This window comes from Pseudomonas psychrophila (genome assembly GCF_001043005.1).
Lineage (GTDB): Bacteria > Pseudomonadota > Gammaproteobacteria > Pseudomonadales > Pseudomonadaceae > Aquipseudomonas > Aquipseudomonas psychrophila.
In genome coordinates, this window is record NZ_JYKZ01000007.1 from 188,558 (window position 1) to 208,879 (window position 20,322).

The window sequence follows — 20,322 nt, forward strand, 5'->3', positions numbered from 1 at the left end:
TGGGATTCAGGTCGAGACGCTTAGAGGTACTCGACGTTGCCATCCACACTGATGGCCTGGCCGGTCACATTGCGTGCGGCGGGTGAGCACAGGAACAGTGCCATGGCGGCGACGTCCTCGGCGGTGACCATGCGTTTGAGAGAGATTTTTTTCAGGTACTCCTCACGCATTTCGGCTTCAGGCACGTTCATCTGTTCAGCGCGTGCCCGAATTACACCGTCCATGCGCGGGCCTTCGACGATACCGGGTAGCAAAGCATTGACGCGGATATCGCTTTCGCCCAACTCGCACGCCAGTGATTTCATCAGGCCAATGATGGCCCATTTTGTCGCGGCGTACGGTGTGCGCCAAGCGTAACCCAGTCTGCCTGCGACCGAAGCGATGTGGATCAGATGTGCGTTGGGTGACGCCCTGAGCAGTGGCACCGCATGATGAGCAAAGCGGTATTGACCCGTGAGGTTAATGTCTACGGTGCGCTGCCACTCCTCGTCGGTGATCGCGTCGATCCCGGCGGTTGGCCCAGCAATACCTGCGTTATTGACCAGTACGTCAAGCCCACCGAACATTTCGCACTGGATCTTGAACACCGCTTCGATTTGCGCGGGATCACCCACGTCCGCACGGGTAGCAATGCTGTTCGGGTAACGGTCTCGGTACGCTGCAATGGCCGCTTCGCTGACATCACACACATGTACTTTGGCACCTGCTTCCATGAAAGCCGCCGCCAAGACTTCACCGATCCCGGCTGCACCACCAGAAATCAATACCCGCAAACCGGTGTAGGGAATCAGTCGATTGAGAACGCTCATGCTTTTTTTACTCCAGAGACAGGCGACCTCGAACGGCCGCTCTTGACGATCAGGCGCGCCAGAGAATCGGCGGCCTGCATGATGTCGTCGATAACTGCCGCTCGGGCCGCAGCCCCGTCACGCACAGCAAGAGCCTCAACGATGCGGTTGTGAGCTTCCATTGAGCGCTGAAGATGCGACTCGTCGGGAGCTACCAGCGCAAAGCAAGGGCCCATGTGCAGCCAAAAATTCTCTACGGCCGCGACGGTCAGCTCAGCTTTTGCAACCGCGTAGATACGCCGGTGGAAGGCGAAGTTAGTCCACAGATAACGGGCCACATCCACACTGTCGGCGGCCTGCTGCATCTGGTCGCACAGGTGGCTTATCTCTGTAAGGTCGTTATCGGTGAGTTTCAGCACCGCCTTCTCGGCAAGAAGACCTTCGAGGGCTACTCGCGCGTCGCGAATCTCGCGCAGCCGTTCGGGGGTCATCATGGGAACACGTAGGCGGGAGGTCTCGGTGACTTCAAAAGCGTTCTCTGCGCTCAGGCGATTGAGTGCTTCACGCACTGGCATCGGGCTGGAACCCAGCGCTTCGGCCAGACCCCGGATGGTCAATTTCTGGCCTGGTTGAAAGCGGCCGCTCATCAGCGCTTCACGGATCTGACGGTAGACCTGATCTTGAAGGGTATCGCGGGACACCTGACGCATCGTGGGCAGGAGGATCGGCTGATCTGTCATGGGTGACGCTCACATTGGACGTTTTGTGCCTCCAATATGTGATCACAAATAACATATGTCAAATTGTTTTAGCCCGGACATCGCAGGCAAAACACAACGGCTCAAGCAGCATCCCATTTTTGCAAGGGGCATTGCGGATTCAGCCAGCAGACGGGTGTTGGCGAGCAATCGCGCAGTTGTTGTGCAAAATTAGCCGGATCCTCGACACTGAATCAGTGCGCGCCCGCGTCCAGCAGCAATTGCGCAATTGCGGTCTGACCGCGTTTTTGCGCGTGTTGCAACGGGCTCACGCCCTTGTCGTCAGGCAGGTTCAGGTCTGCGCCGGCCTCGATCAACTGGCTGACAATCTGTTGATGTGCCGGTCCGCCGTCAGAAAGCACGATGGCTTCCATCAAACAGGTCCAGCCCAGACGATTGACATGGTTCATGTCAACGCCTGCCGCGATCAGCAGGCGCACGGTTTCGACATGCCCACGCTCGCACGCCGGGATCAAGGCCGTGCCGCCATAGCGGTTGGTGCTTTTAAGATCGGCACCATGGGCCAGGGCAAGCTTAAGGATTTCATTACGCCCGCTTGCACCCGCCAACAGATAGGGGCTGTCCTGAATCAGATTTTTCTGGTTAACGTTGGCACCGGCTTCGATCAATGCCTTGGCAATGTCTATCTGGTTCGCACGGGTTGCAAGCAGGAGCGCACTGCTGCCATCGATCGTACGTTCGTCGAGCTTCGCTCCTTCAGCGATCAGTTGCTGCACCCCGGCCAATTCACCGTCCCTCACGGCGGTGAGCAGTGTCTTGTCATTTGCCATCACCACTCCAGTCATCAACAGTGCGACCGTCAACAGGCCGTATTTAAGCATCCGGGAACCCATGTCACGCCCTCTTCTCCATCCCATGAAGAGCCAGTATGGTCAGCGCGGCAGGTATTCGGAAATTAAATATGCCCATGCTTTTCAGTGGCTTTGTGCATGGTCCTGCTGAGGACTAGAAGTTCTGTTTATAGATTTTCCCGCCTTTCATGATCATGCTGATATTGATCTCGGGGTCCTCCAGAAATGCGAGGCTTACCGTGGGGTCGCCTTCGACAACCAGCAGATCTGCCAATGCACCGGCCTCTATCCGGCCCACTTTACCGGGATAAGGATTGCGCGCTCCCGACAGCCCCAAAAGCTCTCCATTGATCTTTGTCGCCATGTTCGCAACATCGTGCGCGGCGTAAAACCGGGTCAACTTCGCCAGTTGTCTTCCCTGAGTCGGTGTCTTTAGCGGATTGAATAAAATATCAGTCCCCCAAGCGGTTTTTATATTGAAGCGCTGCGCAAACTCATAGGCTTTCGCGGTGCCCTCGGCCACCACGCGCTGACGCTCTCGGCGTACAGGATCAGGGTAAACATTGGCATCTTCATCCTGCAGAAAAGGCTGAAGACTCCACCAGATATCGTTGTCGGCCATCATGCGCACGGTTTCTTCATCCGCCAGTTGCCCGTGTTCGATTGATTTCACGCCGGCTCGAATGGCGCGCTGAATACTTCTGGGCGTGTACGCATGCACCATGACATAGGTGCCCCAATCAGCAGCGGCTTCAACCGCCATTCTTAATTCTGACTCCAGAAACTGGGTGCTATCAAGATGATCATAAGTAGAGGCCACTCCGCCTCCGGCCATCAGTTTTAACTGTGAGGCCCCGAGCATGAGCTGCTCTCTTGCGCGCCTGAGCACTTCGGCATCGCCATCGGCGATGGCGGCAGCACCCAGTTGTTCGGTAACGCTCAGTGGTCTGAGAGAGCTGCGGGGGATCTCGGATCGCATCCTGAAATCACCGTGGCCCGAAGTCTGTGAAATCATGGCGCCGGATGGATAAATACGTGGCCCCGGGATAACGCCCTCATCAATTGCACGCTTCAAGGCAAACGAAGGTCCACCAGGATCGCGCACCGTCGTAAAGCCGCGCATCAAGGTGCTTTCTGCTTCGCGGGCGGCGACTAAATGGATATATCCCGGGTCTGCACTCATCGCGTCAAGTTGCGTGATGCCCGCCAACGTAGTGTGCCAATGGGCATCAATCAGTCCCGGCATCACCACCCTTCGCCCGCAATCGATAACCACGGCCCCTTCGACATCCGTATTGGCAGGTAGCAGTGAGTCGATCACGCCAGCCTTGATCAGGATGCAGACGTTATCGTCAAGCACAACGCTACCGTTGAATAAACGAAGATTCTTGAGCAATACAGTGCTCACGCTGGACTCAGCGTTCGTGCCCTGCCCTGAAGTACTTGAGGTGCGCACTTCTGACAGCGGTGCGCCTTTGGGCCTGATCCCGCTATAGACATCACGTCGAGACAGATCGAGCATCATCCTGGCGTGAAAATCCTGTATGTCCGGCGAGCTACAGGTGCACAGGTCATGGGCTTCAAGCTCAACACGATGACTGGGTGTAAAGCGCGAACAAGCCGTTGCAGATTTATGCCTCATAGCGAGCGTTCCGTAAGCATTTTCAGGAACAGAGACTATAGATCGGATTAAAAACGCTGATCGAAAAACGGCAGGCACACTGAAAATCCTTGGCAAAGTTGCCCAAGGATTGGGTTCGGTGAAGGGGGAGCACGCTTTCCCTTACAGTGATATCAGGTGTTTAAGCGGGTGGTAGTCCGTTTTCAGCGTGGCCGCGACGTCGAGAATCGCCTTCTCGATGCCATTTAGATGAATGCATGTCAGCTCGATTGCAGCGCTCTGGTTGCCGGCCTCGATGTACTCGATCAGGCGCAAATGCTCATCGTCGCGACAGGCTTCGTGGCTGTCATCATCGAGCGCCGCAGCATACAGCGAGGCGCGGGAAATCAGCTTCTGGAACCAGTCCAGCAACACCGGGTTGTTCAGGCTTCGCGCAAGTTTGATGTGGAACTCGCCGAGTAAATGAATCAGCCGTTCATGGTCGCCGTTACGGTGCGCTTCGTCTTCGAGCAGCAGGTGATCGCGCAAGTCGCGGGTTACCGCAGTATCGCGTCGGCGACAGAGTTCACTGACGATACCGATCTCGACCAGACGCCGGGTTTCAAACAGCGATCGAATCTCCTCGTCACTCGGTAGCGATACGGATGCACCTTTATTGGGCTCTGTGGTGACCAGTCCATCGGCCTCCAATTGCTTGAGTGCAGCACGAACCGACGTTCGGCTCACGTTAAAAAGTTCGGCCAACGACGCCTCTCCCAACTTCATTCCCGGTCTTAGCGAACGCTTGCTGATCGCCTCGTAAACCCCTTGATAGACGCGGTCGACCGTTGTTTCGAGTTTCTTCTCGGTCATTTCAACACTCCTTTAGCGCAAAACAACCGGCCCCAGGCGATGAACAGCCTTAAAAAAAGGGGGTTGCACGGGCAGATTAATCCGGTTATCTCTAGATTGCATCCAGACATTGCATACAATAATTAGAGGAATGCACCATTATGGGTCATCCAGTCGCAATTGAAGTGCGTAACGTCTCAAAACGGTATTCCGACGATCCGGGGCTGGCTCCAGCCCTCGACAACGTTTCAGTCGACATTGCCGACAACGAGTTCTTTACCCTGCTGGGCCCTTCCGGCTGCGGCAAAACCACCTTGCTGCGCACCATCGCCGGTTTCGAACATGTCAGCGACGGCGAGATTCGTCTCGCGGGCGAACCGGTCAATGACTTGCCGCCGTTCAAGCGTCGGGTCAATACCGTCTTCCAGAGCTACGCGCTGTTTCCCCACATGAGTGTCGCGCAGAATATAGCCTTCGGCCTCGAGATGCTGGGTCTCGATCATAAACTCGTTCCCAAGCGTGTGGATGAGATGCTCGCGCTGGTACAAATGCAGCATCTGGCCAAGCGTAAACCTGCCGAGTTGTCCGGCGGTCAGCAGCAGCGGGTCGCCCTTGCCCGGGCCCTGGCCCCCAAACCCAAAGTACTGCTGCTGGACGAACCATTGTCGGCGCTGGACCTCAAGCTGCGCAAAGAGATGCAGGTCGAACTCAAGCGCGTGCAAAAGGAAGCCGGGATCACTTTTATCTTCGTGACCCACGACCAGGAAGAAGCCCTGACCTTGTCTGACCGGATTGCCGTGATGTCCGCAGGCAAGATTCTGCAGATCGGTACGCCCAATGACATTTACGAGCGGCCGCAGCACCAGTTCGTTGCCCAGTTTATCGGTGACATCAACTTCCTTCCCGGCCATCTGAAACGCGGCCAGCACGACCAAAACCTCTTTGTGCCCAACGGCATGCCGGTGGAAATCCCCTGCCCGGCCCAAGGCTTCAATGGCACTAACGTGCAACTGGCTTTCCGCCCGGAGCGCTCGCAGCTGGTCGAGCCGGGGCAGCCCCATCATTTGCGCGGCGTGATCGAAGCGGTGCTGTATGTAGGCACCGCAACGCTTTATCAGTGCCGGTTGAATAACGACATCAAGGTCATGCTGCGCGAAAACAATGAAGGCCTGAACCGCGGTCGTGTGGTCGGTGATCGCGTTGCGGTCAACTTACCGCCCCATGCCTGCCTGTTGATGGAGGCCTGAGATGAGCGTCAGCAGCACTTCCCCCGCTATCAGCCGCGCCCTGTTGCTCAGCCCGGTGGTTCTGACTTTACTGGCGCTGATCGCCATTCCACTCGGCATCATGGGCTACATCAGCTTGCTGCCGCGCAACGTGTACGGTGGCGTCGACTGGCAGGCCAACTGGCAATTGCAAAGCTATGTGCAGCTGTTTTTCCAGGAAGGTTTCGACGGTGAAATGGAACTCAACTGGGTGTACGCCCAGGCGCTGCTGCGCTCGGTGTTCCAGGCCGGCGGCACCACGTTGTTGTGTTTTCTGTTCGGCTTCCCGGTGGCGCTGTGGATGTCCAGCCTGACCCCGCGTCGGCGCAACCTCATGGTCTTGCTGATCACCATCCCGTTCTGGACCAACCTGCTGATCCGTAACTACGCGTGGCTGATCATTCTGCGCGAGCACGGGTGGGTCGCCCAAAGTCTCAATGCCCTGTTCCCCCAGGCGGGCGGCATCACCCTCCTCTACAACGACTTTGCCGTGAGTGTAGGGCTGGTCTACAGCTTTCTGCCGTTCATGATTTTGCCGATCTACTCGACCCTGGAAAAACTCGACTGGCGCCTGGTGGAAGCGGCGTACGACCTCGGAGCCAACCGCTGGCACGCGCTGAAGCGGATCATTCTGCCGCTGTCGATGCCCGGCGTGATTGCTGGCGCGCTACTGGTGTTTGTGCCGAGCCTCGGCGCCTTCATCACTCCGGCGATTCTCGGTGGTGGCAAGACGTTGATGATTGGCAACCTGATCCAGCAACAGTTCGGCACCGCGCGCAACTGGCCGCTGGGCAGTTCACTGTCGTTCCTGTTGCTCGGGATTCTGCTCCTGTCGTTGATGCTTTACGCCCTCTATACACGCAGAACCGCCCAAACTCTTCGTCGGGGAGCCTCCGTATGATCGCCCTGCACCTGAAAAAACTGCCGTTGACCCGCGAAGTCAGTCTGCTGATTCTCGCGTACCTGTACGTGCCGATCTTTGTGCTGATCGCCTACAGCTTCAATGCCAACCGCTCCGCAACGGTCTGGACCGAGTTTTCGTTCGCTTGGTACGGACGGATTCTGGCCAACCCTTCGATTCAGACCGCGGCATTGAACTCGATCATCGTGGCGAGTATTGCCACGGTCTGCGCCACGACCATTGCGCTGCTCGCCGCGCTGGCGACGTATCGGCCGTTCTACGGGCAGAAAGTGGTCGAGGGTGGGATCAACCTGCCGCTGATCCTGCCGGAGATCGTTACCGCGGTCGCCACGTTGCTGCTGTTCATGGCGCTGGGGATCAAGCTCGGTCTGTTGACGGTGATCGTGGCGCACATCGGCTTCTGCATTCCTTTCGCCTACCTGCCGATTCGCGCTCGCTTGAATGACCTGGACAAAAGCCTGCTGGAAGCGGCCAACGACTTGTACGCCAACCCGTGGCAGGTGTTTCGCCGGGTGACCTTGCCGCTGCTGTGGCCGGCGGTGTTGTCCGGGTCGGTACTGGCATTCGTGGTCAGCCTCGACGATTTCATCATGACGTTCTTCGTGGCAGGGCCTGGCTCGACGACCTTGCCGGTGTACATCTTCTCCGCGATCAAGGCCGGCGTGACGCCTGAGATCAACGCAATCTCGACCCTGATGCTGGTGATTTCCATCGTGCTGGTGGTGCTGGCCTTCTGGCTGGGACAACGCGGCAAACAACAATGAGTCTGGAGCCTGCTGTCATGATTAAAAAAAGCATGAAATTGAAACATATCGGTTACGGCGTCGCCGGTCTGGCCCTCAGTTGCTTCACCGCACTTGCTGCGCAGGCTGCCGAACCCAAGGAATTGTTTTTCTACAACTGGACCGATTACTACCCGGTAGACCTGCTGGCCAAATTCGAAAAGGAAACCGGCATCAAAGTCACCATGGACGGCTACGACAGCAACGAAACCCTGCTGGCCAAGTTGCAGGCCGGTGGCGCGGCCTATGACGTGATCGTGCCATCGCAATCGATCATGCGCACCCTGATCAACCAGGACTTGCTGCTGGAAATCGACACGCTGACCCTGCCCAACTTCCAGTACGTCAAACCGGCTTTCCGCGACCCGAGCTTCGATCCCGGGCGCAAGTTCTCAGCGCCTTACTTGTGGGGCACCACGGGGTTTTCTTATGACAGCGCGCGGGTCCCCGGCGGCAAGCTGGACGACTCGTGGAAGGAATTCTTCGAACCGCGCAAGGAGCTCCAGGGCCAACTCGCCGCACTCGATACCTCCAGCAGCGTGATCAACGCCGCCAGCCACTACCTGAACGTCGACGAGTGCACCGAAAATCCACAGGATGCCAAGCGCATCCTTGAGTTGCTGCAAAAACAAAAACCGTTCTTGAAGATGTACAGCTCGGACAACACCGTCGACCGCATGGCCTCCGGTGAAGTGATCATGATGCAAAACTGGAACGGCTCAACGGCCCGCGCCACGTTGCAAAAAAGCAGCATCAAGTACGTGTACCCCCGTGAAGGCCTGGCGATGTTCCAGGACAACTTCGCCGTGCCAAAAAGCGCGCCTCACCCCGGCAACGCCAAGATCTTCATCGACTGGATGATGAAACCGGAAAACGCCGCTGCCGTGTCCAACGCCATCGCCTATGACAACGGCATTCAAAGCGAAAACCTGATCGACGCGAAATGGCGCGTGATGGACGCAATCAACATGCCCGAAGAGTTCGCCTCACGCCTGCGGCCTGAAAAGGAATGCAGCAACAAGGCGCGTGAGCTGCAAGACCGGATCTGGTCAAAGCTCAAGGGCTGATCCAGCGCTAAGGAGCCGCCTTCGCCAGCCAGACCGCGAGCATTGTGGCAGCAGCTTGCTGGCGAAGAGGCCCGGTCAAACACCCTAGAATTCCAAGAGGTTTGCCATGACCCAACCCCGCTGGCTGCGCAACGTGCGGCCCTACGGACTTGCTGCACAAGACCTGCTTGTGGACAACGGCCTGTTCATACAACGACGCCCCGCGTCTAACGCAGCGCTGACGGCTACCGACATTGACGGCCAAGACCAGCTCCTCACGCCGGCCCTGGTCGAAAGCCACGTTCATCTCGACAAAACCCTCTGGGGCCAGCCCTGGCATTCGAACAGCGCTGGGCCGACGCTCAAGGATTACATCGCCAACGAACGCCGTGTACTGCGTGAAGTGCAGAGCCCCATCGCCGAACGCGCCGGTGCGCTGCTTGAAAACTGCATTGCCCGTGGGTCGCTGACCATGCGCTGCCACGTAGACATCGACCCGGATTTCGGCCTGCGTCATGTTGAAGCCATGCAACAACTGCGCGAACGCTACTGCGACCTGATTGACCTGCAACTGGTGGTATTCCCGCAAACCGGCCTGATCAGCCGCCCCGGTACCGCCGAACTGATGCGCGAAGCCATGGCACTGGGTGTGGAGAACGTCGGCGGCCTCGACCCCTGCGGTATCGATAATGACCCCGTGGCCCAACTCGACTTCGTGTTCAAGCTGGCCAGCGAATTCGACCGGGGCGTCGACATACACCTGCATGACAAAGGTGAACTGGGCCTGTGGCAGATCGCGCTGATCGCCGATTACACCGAACGCTTCGGGCGTCAGGGCCGGGTGATGATCAGCCACGCCTATTGCCTGGGCATGTTGCCCTGGAGTCAGGTCCGGCCGGTGGCTGATCGCCTGGCCAGGTTGGGCATTTCGCTGATGAGCTCGGCCCCGGCCGATTGCGCGGTGCCGCCGTACCTCGCGTTGCGCGAAGCCGGAGTCAACGTGTGCCTGGGTTCGGACGGTATTCGTGACGCCTGGTCGCCCATGGGCAACGGTGACATGCTGGAACGGGCAATGCTGCTGGCGTTCCGCTTTGACATGAACAAGGACGAGGAACTGGCAGCGGCGTTTGCCGCCGCCACAGTGAATGGAGCCCAAGCGCTGGGCTGTGACGATTACGGGCTGGAGATCGGGCAGCGGGCCGACTTCTTGTTGATGCCAGTACAAACCCTGGGTGAAGCCGTGGTGTCGCGGCCAGTGCGGCAGGTCTATCGCGGCGGCGAGTTGATCGCTTCCGGCGGTCGTTTGCTGGAAAGCCGACTGTGAAGCCCGGGCCTATTAAAATAGTCGCCCTGAAAAGCAGCTGCGTGGTCGGTTTCGACGGCACGCAGCACGTGCTATGGCGCGACGGCGAAGTGGTGTTCGAAGGCTCACGTATCGTGTTTGTGGGGCGTGGATATGCAGGTCCGGTGGATCAGTGGATCGACTATGGCAACGCGTTGATCGGCCCGGGATTCATCGATCTGGACGCACTCGCAGACCTGGATTCTACGGTGCTGACCCTGGACAACGGTGATGAGCGGGATATGGGCCGGATGTGGTGCGAAGATTATCTGGCGGCCGGTCCCCGAGAGAGTTACAGCGCAGACGAAGAGGTTTTCAAATACCGCTACGCCTTTACTCAGTTGATCCGCAACGGCATCACCACGGCCATGCCGATCACCTCGATGTATTACCGCCAGTGGGCTGAGACCTACGATGAAATGGCTGCTGTGGCGGATGTGGCCGCTGAGCTGGGCCTGCGCACATACCTCGGCCCCTGCTACATGAGTGGCATGAGTTACTGGCGCGCCGATGGAAACCTGGCCCATCACTGGGATGAAGCACGTGGCCTGGCCGGGCTCGATGGGGCCGTGCGCTTTTTCGATGATTTCGACGGGGCACATGACGGCTTGATTCGCGGAGCGCTGCTGCCTGATCGCATTCAAACCTGCACACCCGCGCTGCTGCAACGTACCGCCGATCTGAGTCGGGAGTTGAACGCGCCCATGCGGCTGCACTGCTGCCAGGGGCTCGGCGAAATCGAGATGGTCAAACAACTGCGCGGAGTTTCGCCGTTGGCCTGGCTGGAGCAACTGGACCTGTTGACCCCGCGCAGTCTGCTGCCCCATGGCATTTACACCGAGGGTGATGAAGACCTGCAACGGCTGGTGGACGGCGGTACAAGCCTGGTGCATTGCCCGGTGGTGTTTGCCCGGGATGGCGAGGCGTTGAACTCGTTCGGTCGTTATCGGGCAAAGGGCATCAACCTGGCTCTGGGCACCGACACCTGGCCGGCGGATTTGCTGGAGAACATGCGCCAGGGACTCAACATCGCCCGCCTGATGGAGGGCGGTACATCGATGACCAGCACGCTGGACCTGTATAACGCCGCCACGCTGGGGGGCGCCAAGGCTTTGGGTCGTGACGACATCGGCCGTCTGGCCCCCGGGGCCAAGGCCGATATCACCGTGTTCAGCCTGCGTGGCCTGCACCTCGGGCCGCTGTTCGACCCGCTGAAAAATCTGGTACTGGCCGGCCGCGGTGACGATTGCATTGCCAGTTACATCGACGGGCGCTGCGTGATGCATGACGGTCAGGTTCAAGGGGTCGACTACCCCGCTCTGCAACGCCAGGCCCAACGACAATTCGAAACACTGATGCGCAGTCACAGCTCTCGGGCCTTTGGCCAACCCGACTGGAAAACCCTGTTCACACCGGCCATTCCTTTCGCCGACCACTACAGCGCACACGCGCCGCTAAGTGCGATTGATCCTCTTCTCTAGAGATTTGTGCCCATGCAAAGCTTCGATTTCAGCACCCTGAGTGCCCGCGACAAATACAAGATCCTGATCGGCAGCGTCGTGCCTCGACCGATTGCGCTGGTCACGACCATTGATGGCGAAGGACGGATCAATGCCGCCCCCTTCAGCTTCTTCAATGCGTTATCCGCCGACCCGCCGATTCTGGCGCTGGGCGTGGAAAACTACGGCGACCTCAGCCCCAAAGACACCACGCGCAATATCCAGCTCAATCAGGAGTTCACCGTCAATATCGTCAGCGATGCGCTGGTGGAAGCGATGAATATCTGCGCCGTGCCCTTCGCCCCGGGCTTTGACGAACTGACCGCCGCCGGCCTCACGGCGATTGCCGGCACCACGGTCAAATGCCCGCGCATTGGCGAAGCCCCGGTGGCGCTGGAGTGCCGCCGAATGATGGCACTGTCCATCGGGCAGTCGCGGGAGATCATCTTCGGTGAAGTGCTGATGGCCCATGTACGGGACGAACTGATTGACCCCCACACCCTGTACATCGATCAGTTGGGGCTCGATGCAATCGGGCGGATGGGAGGGCATGGGTATGCCCGTACCCGGGACTATTTTGATTTGCCGACACGCACGTTGCAGGCATGGACGCAGGCACCGGGCGCAGGGGAACGGTCCTGGCCACAGGCTAAATAATGAAATGCTCAGCAATGCACCTGGTTAGTGGCTGTTCGGTATGCCCAGGCTGAGGACGATGAATCGTGAACTCGCCTGGGCAGATGAAGCTCAGCGCGTAGCGGTCAGGCCTTCAAAGAACCGTGAGGCGTTTTCATCGAGGGTCGCAATGTCATAGCCGCCCTCTTGAACCACCACGCACGGCAGCCCCAGCGCCTTGATTCGCTGGCCCAGCAAACGGAAGCCTTCATGGCTCACGGAGACCTTGGACTGCGGATCGTTTTCGTAGATATCGAAACCGAGCGACAGCACCAATACATCTGGAGCAAAGGCGCGCAAGGCAGCTTCTGCTTGATCCATACAGGCGAAGAAGTCAGCTTCGCTGGAGCCGTGCGCCATTGGCAGGTTCAGGTTGTAACCTTTTCCGCATCCCGCACCCGTCTCATCGTCGAAACCGGCGACTACCGGGTAGAAGTTAGTGGGATCGCCATGAATCGACACATACAGCACGTCATCGCGGTCGTAGAAGATTTCCTGAATGCCCTGGCCGTGGTGCATGTCGGTATCCAGCACTGCGACCTTGCCGAATTTGCCCCTCAACACTTGAGCGGCAATGGCAGCGTTATTGAGAAAACAGAACCCCCCCGCCGCTTCTGCGCGGGCATGGTGCCCGGGTGGTCGGCACAAAGCATAAGCTGAAGTGTCGCCTTCGATCACCGCATGCGCGGCGGCCACCGCACTTTGTGCTGACCAGTAGGCTGCATCCCAGGTGTGCTCGCCGATCGGACAGCTGCCATCCGCCAGGTAACGGGCGGTCTTGCCCAAAATCCCCCGCAGCGGGTTGCCTTCACGGATGTAGATGTTGGATATCACTTCATCACCCCAGTCATCCGGCACCTCATGCCACTGCCGATAAGCCGTGCGCAGATACTCCAGGTAGGCGCCACTGTGCACTGCGGCTAGCGGTGCCTGCCCGTGATCGGTGGGTTCGAACACGGGGTACCCGAGCTTTTCGACCACTGCCAGCAGCGGGTCGATACGGGATGGAATTTCTTGCGGCTCACGCATCTGCCCTCGCGACAGGTAGGAACGAGGGTGATGCTGACGTTGCGCCGGGTGGAAAAATGTTTTCATTGATGACCTCTTCGTACGGCAACTCATGCCGTGGGCGCCTCGCCCGGTAATAACGAACGTTGCGCTGAGTGATTAATCCGCTGTTCGGTCAATAGCCCAATTCGGTGTTGACCCGGTTGTTCAATGCCTGCCCTGCCTCAAGGCGCGACACGTTTTCGGCCACCTGCTGTGCGATACACGAGTCCGACGCGGCTGATGCCATGTGCGGCGTCACCCATACCCCGGGCGTACGCCATAGCGGCGAGTCGACAGGCAACGGTTCTTGATCGAATACGTCCAGCAGAGCCCCACGCAACTGCCCATCCGCCAGGGCCTGGCATAGGTCGGGCTTATTGAGGTGTTGGCCGCGGCCGCAATTGATCAGTGCACCGCCTTCAGCCATGCGTTGGAACACTTCACGACACAACAAGCCCTGGGTAGCGGCTGTCAGCGGCAATAGATTGACCAGAACATCCAGACCATCCAGAAACTCGTTCAACATGGACGGCCCGCTAAAGGTGGTCACGGAATTGATTTCCCTCGGCGTTCGCGCCCAGCCGCGCACGTTATAGCCCGCCTCTGCCAGCCGCACGGCTACGGGGGCACCAATCGCCCCGAGCCCCATCACGCCGACCTTGAACGCTTGGGCACGCCGCTGTACCGGGCGCTGCCAGCGTTGGGTGGTGTTACCGGCGATAACTTGGTCGAAGCCTCGGTGAAAGTGCAACACGCCCCAGTGCACGTATTCACTCATCCCCAAGGTATGGTCTGGGTCGACCACCCGGCACACAGGAACCCTGGTATTGCGAGAAGTGTCCTGGGCCAGATGGTCGACGCCTGAGCCAACCGAGTACACCAGCTGCAGCTGTGTTAAGGCACCAAGGCTACCGGGTGGCGGAAACCAACATACCGCCACCTTGGCTTCTTGCGCGCCGGCATCACCAGGGCGTAGCACCTTCAAGTGCGGTGCATGGCGAGTGAACAGCGTGGCCAGCCAATCCGTCAGAGCGGGGTCCTGACAAAGCAAAATGAGGTTGGTCATGGTCAACTGCACCAATCAGCGCGCTGATCGTCGATCAGGCTCAGCGCGGCCTTCCAGGCCATATCAATGATTCCGTCTATTCCGTCGCGGTCGAACTGGGCGGCGGTGTGTCGGCACACCTCTTCGCTTGGAATGCTCAGCGCCACGCCAGCGGACATCGCCTGGATTTGCGCCTGGCAAGCACGCTCCAGGAAGTAGATCTCGTGGAATGCCGCTGCCACGCTGCCTCCGGAGGCCAGCAAACCGTGGTTACGCAGGATCATCGCCTTGTGCAAACCCAGATCTGCGACCAGACGCTCGCGCTCCTCCAACGATAGGGCGATGCCTTCGTAGGTGTGATAGGCCAGATTTCCGTAGAATTTCAAGGCGTGTTGGGTCAGCGGTAACAATCCATCGCGCTGGGCAGCCACCGCCATGCCCGCGACGGTATGAGTGTGGATGATGCAATGCAGGTCCGGACGCGCATCGTGAATGGCCGAATGGATGATGAACCCGGCAGTGTTAACGCGTCCGCCGTTATAACTGCTCTCAACCACCTTGCCGTCCAGGTCGATTAGCACCAGATCGCTTGCCCGCATTTTTTCGAACGCGACGCCGTAGCGATTGATCAGAAAATGCCGCTCCGGCCCTGGCACACGCAAGGTGATGTGCGTGTCGATCAGATCAGTCATGCGGTAATAGGCAGTCAGGCGATACAGTGCTGCCAGTTCACATCGCGACTGCCACTCTATCTCCGGCATCGAAGTTGGCTTGCTCATGAGATGACTCCTTGTGAAGGTGCGAGCACGTAAGACTTGGCGTTTTGACTACGCAAACGTGACAGTCCAATAACACCGGTCAATGACATAAAGGCCAGCACGCTGAAGAAAACTGCCAACGGCCACCACTGCCCGGCGAAATAACCTGCCAGGAAGGTGCCGAGCAACGGTGTCAGGCCGCCGGTCAAGCCGCTGCCCAGTTGATAAGCTATAGAAATACCCGAGTAGCGCACTCGTGTCGGAAAAGCTTCAGCCATGTAGCCCGCGATCACTGCGTACAAAGCAGCCAGCAGTATTACGGCCAGGGCAATACCGGCAGTCATGTAGAACAGATTGCCGGTTTGCACCAACAGGAACATCGGGTACGGCACCAGGATGCAAAGCGATGCCACCCATTTGAGGAATCGGCCTTCGCCCAGTCTTTCAGCGAGCAGTGCTGAGCAAGGCTGAGACAGAAATTGCAGGATGGTGACCACAAACAGACAGTCCAGGATCGTAGTCTTGGCAATGCCCTGGTACTGGGTGACATAGGTAATCATGAAGGTGTTGGTGAAGAAAAATCCGCCCGAACCTATTGTGACCGCCAGTGCTGCGAATAATATTTGTCGCCACCCGGTACGAATGACTTCGCTCACTGGGTTCTTTGAGGTTTGATCGCTGTCTTTGACTTTGGTGAACTCTGGCGATTCGGGCACACCGAAGCGGATCACCAAGCCAACGATCATCAGTACGCCGCTCATCAGGAACGGAATACGCCATCCCCAGCTCATGAGCGATTCCTGCTCCATTTCACTGATGCAACGAAATGCGATCAATGCGAGAAGCAAGCCCGCAGGACTGCCCCACTGGGCGAACGAAGCAAAGAATACCTTGCGTCCTTTGGGAGCATGCTCACTGGCCATGAGTACAGCACCACCCCACTCACCACCGACTGAAATGCCCTGCAGCAGACGCAGGAAAATCAGGCCTATGGGTGCCCATACACCTGCTTGAGAGTAAGTAGGCAAGAGGCCGATACAGGTGGTCGCTATCCCCATTAAAAGGATCGTGACCAACAGCATTTTCTTCCGGCCCAGGCGATCACCCAAGTGACCAAACACCATGCCCGCAAACGGTCTGGCTATAAAACCCACGGCAAAGCTGCCGAACGCGGCCATTGTGCTTAACATCGGGTTTTCACTGGGGAAGAACAGTGGTCCCAGCACTAACGCTGCAGCAAATGCATAGATATAGAAATCGTAGAATTCAATAGTGGTGCCAATAAAGGCCGCCGCCGCGGCACGCCGTGGTGTTGAAGTAGTACTCGTCATCTGAGGCCCCTGTAAGAGTCTTTGTTATTGGCAGGAGAGCTTGTGTCTAAGCGTTGCTATCGCACTCTATCGGTGCCTTGCTCGATCATGCGCTAACACCTATGCTCAGCAAAGCTTCTAATATAAATACTCAAGTATAAGCCTGACAAATAATGACATCCTCTGTTTCCCCCCCTGTTCGAGACCCCGAAACCAAGCGCTTCCTCAACGATCGCCTGGACTGGAATTTGCTACGCACGTTTCTGGTGATAGGACAGGAAGGCAGCATTAGCCGGGCTGCCGCGCGCCTGCATTTGAGCCAGCCGGCGATAAGTCAGGCTCTCAAGAGGCTGGAAGAACAGTTGGACAGTGCCTTGGTGGTACGCCGCGGGCCGCGTATCAGCCTTACCAAGACTGGTGAAGAGGTCATACAAATTGCCGCAGAACTCTACGGAACAATCTCGCGTCTGGGCCCTGCCCTGGAAAACCCCGCTGAGAAGGTGGCAGGCAAGGTCCGGATACTGACCATCAGTCGGGTCCAGTCACGCTGCTATGACGACTTCCTGGCGCAATTTCACCTCGATTACCCACATGTTGAACTGGAGGTCGATGTGCTGCGCAGCTCGGACGTAGTCAGCGCAATGTTGCAAAAAACCGCATCATTTGGCCTGGGTCTTTGCCGCACGCCACAACCCAGACTCGAACAGCGAGTATTGCTGCAGCAGCGCTACGCGTTTTTCTGCGGCAAACGGCACCGGCTGTTTGGCCGCAAAAACCTTACCCTGGCTGACTTACAGAGCGAAAACTTCGTGAGTTTCACCAGTGACCAGATCGGCGGCAACCTGTCTCCACTCACGGTGTTTCGTGATCAGCAAGGCTTTACCGGTCGGATTGTCGCCTCCTCACCGAGCCTGGATGAAATCCGTCGACTGGTGGGGGCCGGCTATGGCATCGGTTGTCTACCGGAACACATCGTTGCTGCCGATGTGCTGGCTGAAGAGGTTTGGCGTCTGCCACCATGGGAGGGAGTCATAGACGTGAATGTCTACTTGCTATGGAACCGTGAACAAAAAATGACACGAGCAGAGTCAGTGTTTCTAGAGAGGTTCCAGCAGATGCTCATGACCACGGATCTGGCGGAGCGATTCTAGGCCCCTCACACAATCACGAGCAACTGACTGCATGGCATACCGTTTCAGCTGGACCTGCCACTGCAGGTTGATTGCACAACGGCTCAAGAAACAGGAAAAGCGGGACCCGCGAAATTTGCCTACCGGCATCTAAAGAACGCTATAGATCCCGGCAACCACCTGCATCGTTGCGTCCTCGATCGACCCTTCGTTACGGCATAAAACCCAGCCTTGGTCTGTGGCCGCTTGCTCGAATGCTTTCGTGCTCGCGACATGTTCTTGCAGCGCGTGCATCACCGTACTGCCCAGCCCACGGGTTCGTGCCGCCGCCCTCGCCCATGACATTTCAGGGGCGGTGACGACCCCGACATGCAGGTCTGGCACTCGCACGTTTCGATCCATGTTCAACTGCAGGATTTCTGCAAACGGGACTATCCGGCGAAATGCGGCATCAGACGGGTACCAGCGATCAATCAAAATAATGCTGTCGGGTGGCTGTTTCGTCAGCACGTGCTGGCTAATCCATGCACGACTATCAGCAAGACGCTCACACACGGCCCACTCCAGATCCCTAGAGGGATCTCTGACAAGTCTGTTCACGAGGGCCATTGTTTCCCCCCTGTAGGGATCACTTTTTTTCTCGCAAAGCCGGATCACCTTTTTGTTGTCTGACCGCAGTACTTTCGTAACGGCCTCCAACAGGGTGGTTTTGCCGGTCCCCTTGGGTCCATCCAGAGCAATAAACAGCGGACGATTCATTTTCAAGCAACGATTGATCTACGTTTTTTTCTGTCCCGTTCGTTCGCGGTCAGCGCTTGGCGCTACCCGGCAAGTCGAGTGCAGGACCCGTGCGCATGAACCAAAAAAGCGGCTGATGTCCCATGCTCTCAGGGCATGGTAATCGACATCAGCCGCTTTGTAGGCACTTGATCTTGGAAGGTCTGTTACCGGGTCACTTCAGGCTTCGTTTAAGCTCAGCAATATGCTGCGGCCCGATACCACAGCACCCGCCGATCATGCTTGCCCCTCTCTGTTGCCAATCCTTGGCCCACTCCAGGTAGCCCAGGGGATCGAGGTCTTCGCGCAGTTCGTCCAGACCGTCATTCGCCGTCGCTTCCTTCGGTTGCGGCGGGAAGGCATTGGCGTAGACACCAATGGCGATGTCGGCACCCAGACGTCCGGTAATGGATCGCGCCACATCCACGGCAGCACCGATCACTTCCGGCTGGCTGCAGTTGAACAACACCGCGGCAACCCCCATACCTGCGACCGCTTCGATGGCGTCGGCCACGGGTTCGCCTGAACGAAGGCGAGGCACACCGTCAGTCTCTTCATCTTGAAGGGTGAAGGATACCCAGAATGGTTTGCCGTCTGACGGCAGATGCGCGTGGATCGCCTGCACTTCGGCCAGTGAACTCTGCGTCTCTGCCAACCACAGATCCACGTGGGCGCCCAAGCCTTGAAGCAGAGGGGTCAGAACCTCTGTCACCCGCTCCGGCTGGAACAGGTCAGGCCGGTAGGAGCCGAACAACGGCGGCAGGGAACCCGCGACCTGGACGGGGTGGGCGCTTGCGTCAGCCGCTTTGCGCGCCAGTCGGCCTGCAATCGAGGCGAGTTCCAGCCCCTCACTGGCAAAGCGCTCCTCACCTATATGGAAGGGAACCACCGCATAACTGTTGCTGGTAATGACTTGAGCGCCGGCTTCTATGAACGCGGCATGAACGGCCACCACGACTTCCGGAGCTTCGCTCAATGCCAGCGCCGACCACTCAGGCTGCCTGAAAGGTGCGCCACAACGTTGCAACTCCCGGCCCATGCCACCATCAAGAATAACCATTGATCGTTCCTTCATGTCTTGTCTCTGAATGTGTGAGGTTTAGCTGAGCCTGTTTATTTCTGACACTCATTGGGTCGTACATAAACGGGCTTACCGCTGATTTATGAACCCTTTGCCGTAGTGGCGCTCGAGGCGGTTCTGCACCAGTTCGAGACCAATCGACATCAGCCAATAGATAACGGCGGCGGTGGTGAGCATTTCGATGTAGCGATACGACGAACGCCCATAGGACTGCGCCAGGAACATCACTTCCCAAACCCCCATCACCGAAATCAGCGAGGAGTCCTTGAGCATTGAAATGAACTGGCTGGTGGTCGGCGGCAAAATCGTGCGCATGGCTTGCGGCAGGATGATGTGCAGGAATGTCGCCGTCGGCGATAGCCCTAGCGCCATCGCCGCCTGGCGTTGCCCGGGGGCCACAGCCATGATCCCGGCGCGAAAAATCTCGCTGAGGTAAGCGCCATAATTGAGCGACAGGGCAATGATCCCGGCGCTGATTGCCCCCGGAACAATGCCGATCTGGGGCAGGCCCAGGTAGATCAGCAGGATCTGGATCAGCAGCGGCGTGCCGCGAAAAAATGACGCGTAGAAGCTCGCGACCCCAAAGGCCACGGCGCTGCGTGACAGGCGCGCAAGCGCCGTCACAAAGCCGAGCAGCAAGGACAACCAGATCGAACAAAAGCACAGGAACAACGTCAGTGCCGCGCCTTGCAGGAAACCGTTCGGGCCCAGGTGCAGGCCCATCAGGTTCGGCAATTTATCCAGAATGATCGACAGCTTCAGGTCGAAGCTCATGAAGAACATGACGCACAACGCGAACAGCACCGCCCACGTCAGATAGAGTCGGGTGC

20 protein-coding genes are annotated in these 20,322 nt (G+C 58.0%); 8 read left to right on the plus strand and 12 right to left on the minus strand.

Annotated features, from left to right (window positions below; all coding sequences use genetic code 11):
• Positions 1-20: 20 nt before the first annotated feature.
• The 5 genes from TU76_RS16870 to TU76_RS16890 form a co-directional block, all read right to left on the minus strand.
• Positions 21-809: an SDR family oxidoreductase gene (locus TU76_RS16870; protein WP_048352159.1), complete on the minus strand. Its 789-nt coding sequence runs from the start codon at positions 807-809 to the stop codon at positions 21-23.
• Positions 806-1,528 carry a GntR family transcriptional regulator gene (locus tag TU76_RS16875; RefSeq protein WP_048352160.1) on the minus strand — a complete coding sequence of 241 codons (723 nt, stop codon included), beginning with the start codon at positions 1,526-1,528 and terminating at the stop codon, positions 806-808. The genes TU76_RS16870 and TU76_RS16875 overlap by 4 nt, the downstream gene beginning before the upstream one ends.
• A gap of 212 nt (positions 1,529-1,740) precedes the next feature.
• Positions 1,741-2,400: an ankyrin repeat domain-containing protein gene (locus TU76_RS16880; protein ID WP_048352161.1), complete on the minus strand. Its 660-nt coding sequence runs from the start codon at positions 2,398-2,400 to the stop codon at positions 1,741-1,743.
• A 112-nt stretch (positions 2,401-2,512) separates the two neighbouring features.
• Entirely contained in the window at positions 2,513-3,883 is a 1,371-nt protein-coding gene (locus TU76_RS16885; protein WP_019822505.1) for a metal-dependent hydrolase family protein, read from the minus strand.
• 258 nt (positions 3,884-4,141) lie between these two features.
• Positions 4,142-4,831 carry a GntR family transcriptional regulator gene (locus tag TU76_RS16890; protein ID WP_019822504.1) on the minus strand — a complete coding sequence of 230 codons (690 nt, stop codon included), beginning with the start codon at positions 4,829-4,831 and terminating at the stop codon, positions 4,142-4,144.
• A gap of 140 nt (positions 4,832-4,971) precedes the next feature.
• Between TU76_RS16890 and TU76_RS16895 the strand changes: the two genes are divergently transcribed.
• The 7 genes from TU76_RS16895 (at position 4,972) to TU76_RS16925 (ending at position 12,323) form a co-directional block, all read left to right on the plus strand.
• The gene (locus TU76_RS16895; protein ID WP_046809627.1) at positions 4,972-6,057 is read left to right on the plus strand and encodes an ABC transporter ATP-binding protein; all 1,086 of its coding nucleotides are present in this window, start codon (positions 4,972-4,974) and stop codon (positions 6,055-6,057) included.
• 1 nt (position 6,058) lies between these two features.
• Entirely contained in the window at positions 6,059-6,976 is a 918-nt protein-coding gene (locus tag TU76_RS16900; protein WP_019822501.1) for an ABC transporter permease, read from the plus strand.
• The gene (locus TU76_RS16905; protein ID WP_019822500.1) at positions 6,973-7,761 is read left to right on the plus strand and encodes an ABC transporter permease; all 789 of its coding nucleotides are present in this window, start codon (positions 6,973-6,975) and stop codon (positions 7,759-7,761) included. The genes TU76_RS16900 and TU76_RS16905 overlap by 4 nt, the downstream gene beginning before the upstream one ends.
• A 32-nt stretch (positions 7,762-7,793) precedes the next feature.
• On the plus strand, positions 7,794-8,846 hold the full coding sequence (locus TU76_RS16910) for an extracellular solute-binding protein (protein ID WP_048352172.1): 1,053 nt from the start codon (positions 7,794-7,796) through the stop codon (positions 8,844-8,846).
• A 106-nt stretch (positions 8,847-8,952) separates the two neighbouring features.
• A complete protein-coding gene (locus TU76_RS16915) occupies positions 8,953-10,149 on the plus strand; it encodes an amidohydrolase family protein (protein ID WP_048352162.1) in 1,197 nt (398 codons plus the stop codon).
• Positions 10,150-10,160: 11 nt separating this feature from the next.
• Positions 10,161-11,648 (plus strand): amidohydrolase family protein, encoded by a 1,488-nt coding sequence (locus TU76_RS16920; protein WP_048352173.1) that lies wholly within the window; start codon positions 10,161-10,163, stop codon positions 11,646-11,648.
• A gap of 12 nt (positions 11,649-11,660) precedes the next feature.
• Positions 11,661-12,323 carry a flavin reductase family protein gene (locus TU76_RS16925; RefSeq protein WP_019822496.1) on the plus strand — a complete coding sequence of 221 codons (663 nt, stop codon included), beginning with the start codon at positions 11,661-11,663 and terminating at the stop codon, positions 12,321-12,323.
• Positions 12,324-12,413: 90 nt separating this feature from the next.
• Here TU76_RS16925 and TU76_RS16930 read toward each other — a convergent pair whose 3' ends face one another.
• The 4 genes from TU76_RS16930 to TU76_RS16945 form a co-directional block, all read right to left on the minus strand.
• Positions 12,414-13,436, minus strand: coding sequence for a histone deacetylase family protein (locus TU76_RS16930; RefSeq protein ID WP_046810736.1), 1,023 nt, complete (start codon positions 13,434-13,436; stop codon positions 12,414-12,416).
• A gap of 88 nt (positions 13,437-13,524) precedes the next feature.
• Positions 13,525-14,457, minus strand: coding sequence for a 2-hydroxyacid dehydrogenase (locus tag TU76_RS16935; RefSeq protein ID WP_046810737.1), 933 nt, complete (start codon positions 14,455-14,457; stop codon positions 13,525-13,527).
• A 2-nt stretch (positions 14,458-14,459) separates the two neighbouring features.
• Complete coding sequence (locus TU76_RS16940) at positions 14,460-15,215, minus strand: class II aldolase/adducin family protein (RefSeq protein WP_019822491.1); 756 nt, start codon at positions 15,213-15,215, stop codon at positions 14,460-14,462.
• Positions 15,212-16,525, minus strand: coding sequence for an MFS transporter (locus TU76_RS16945; protein WP_019822490.1), 1,314 nt, complete (start codon positions 16,523-16,525; stop codon positions 15,212-15,214). The genes TU76_RS16940 and TU76_RS16945 overlap by 4 nt, the downstream gene beginning before the upstream one ends.
• Positions 16,526-16,677: 152 nt before the next feature.
• On the opposite strand from TU76_RS16945, the gene TU76_RS16950 reads away from it, so the two are divergent.
• On the plus strand, positions 16,678-17,655 hold the full coding sequence (locus TU76_RS16950) for a LysR family transcriptional regulator (protein ID WP_019822488.1): 978 nt from the start codon (positions 16,678-16,680) through the stop codon (positions 17,653-17,655).
• 129 nt (positions 17,656-17,784) lie between these two features.
• Here the strand turns inward: TU76_RS16950 and TU76_RS16955 are convergent, their stop codons facing one another.
• From TU76_RS16955 to TU76_RS16965, 3 genes are all read right to left on the minus strand, one after another.
• Positions 17,785-18,393 carry a dTMP kinase gene (locus TU76_RS16955; protein WP_019822487.1) on the minus strand — a complete coding sequence of 203 codons (609 nt, stop codon included), beginning with the start codon at positions 18,391-18,393 and terminating at the stop codon, positions 17,785-17,787.
• A gap of 193 nt (positions 18,394-18,586) precedes the next feature.
• Positions 18,587-19,471 carry a homocysteine S-methyltransferase family protein gene (locus TU76_RS16960; RefSeq protein WP_173667398.1) on the minus strand — a complete coding sequence of 295 codons (885 nt, stop codon included), beginning with the start codon at positions 19,469-19,471 and terminating at the stop codon, positions 18,587-18,589.
• Positions 19,472-19,561: 90 nt separating this feature from the next.
• Positions 19,562-20,322 (minus strand): amino acid ABC transporter permease (locus TU76_RS16965; protein ID WP_048352174.1); only part of this gene is annotated, 761 nt, incomplete at its 5' end.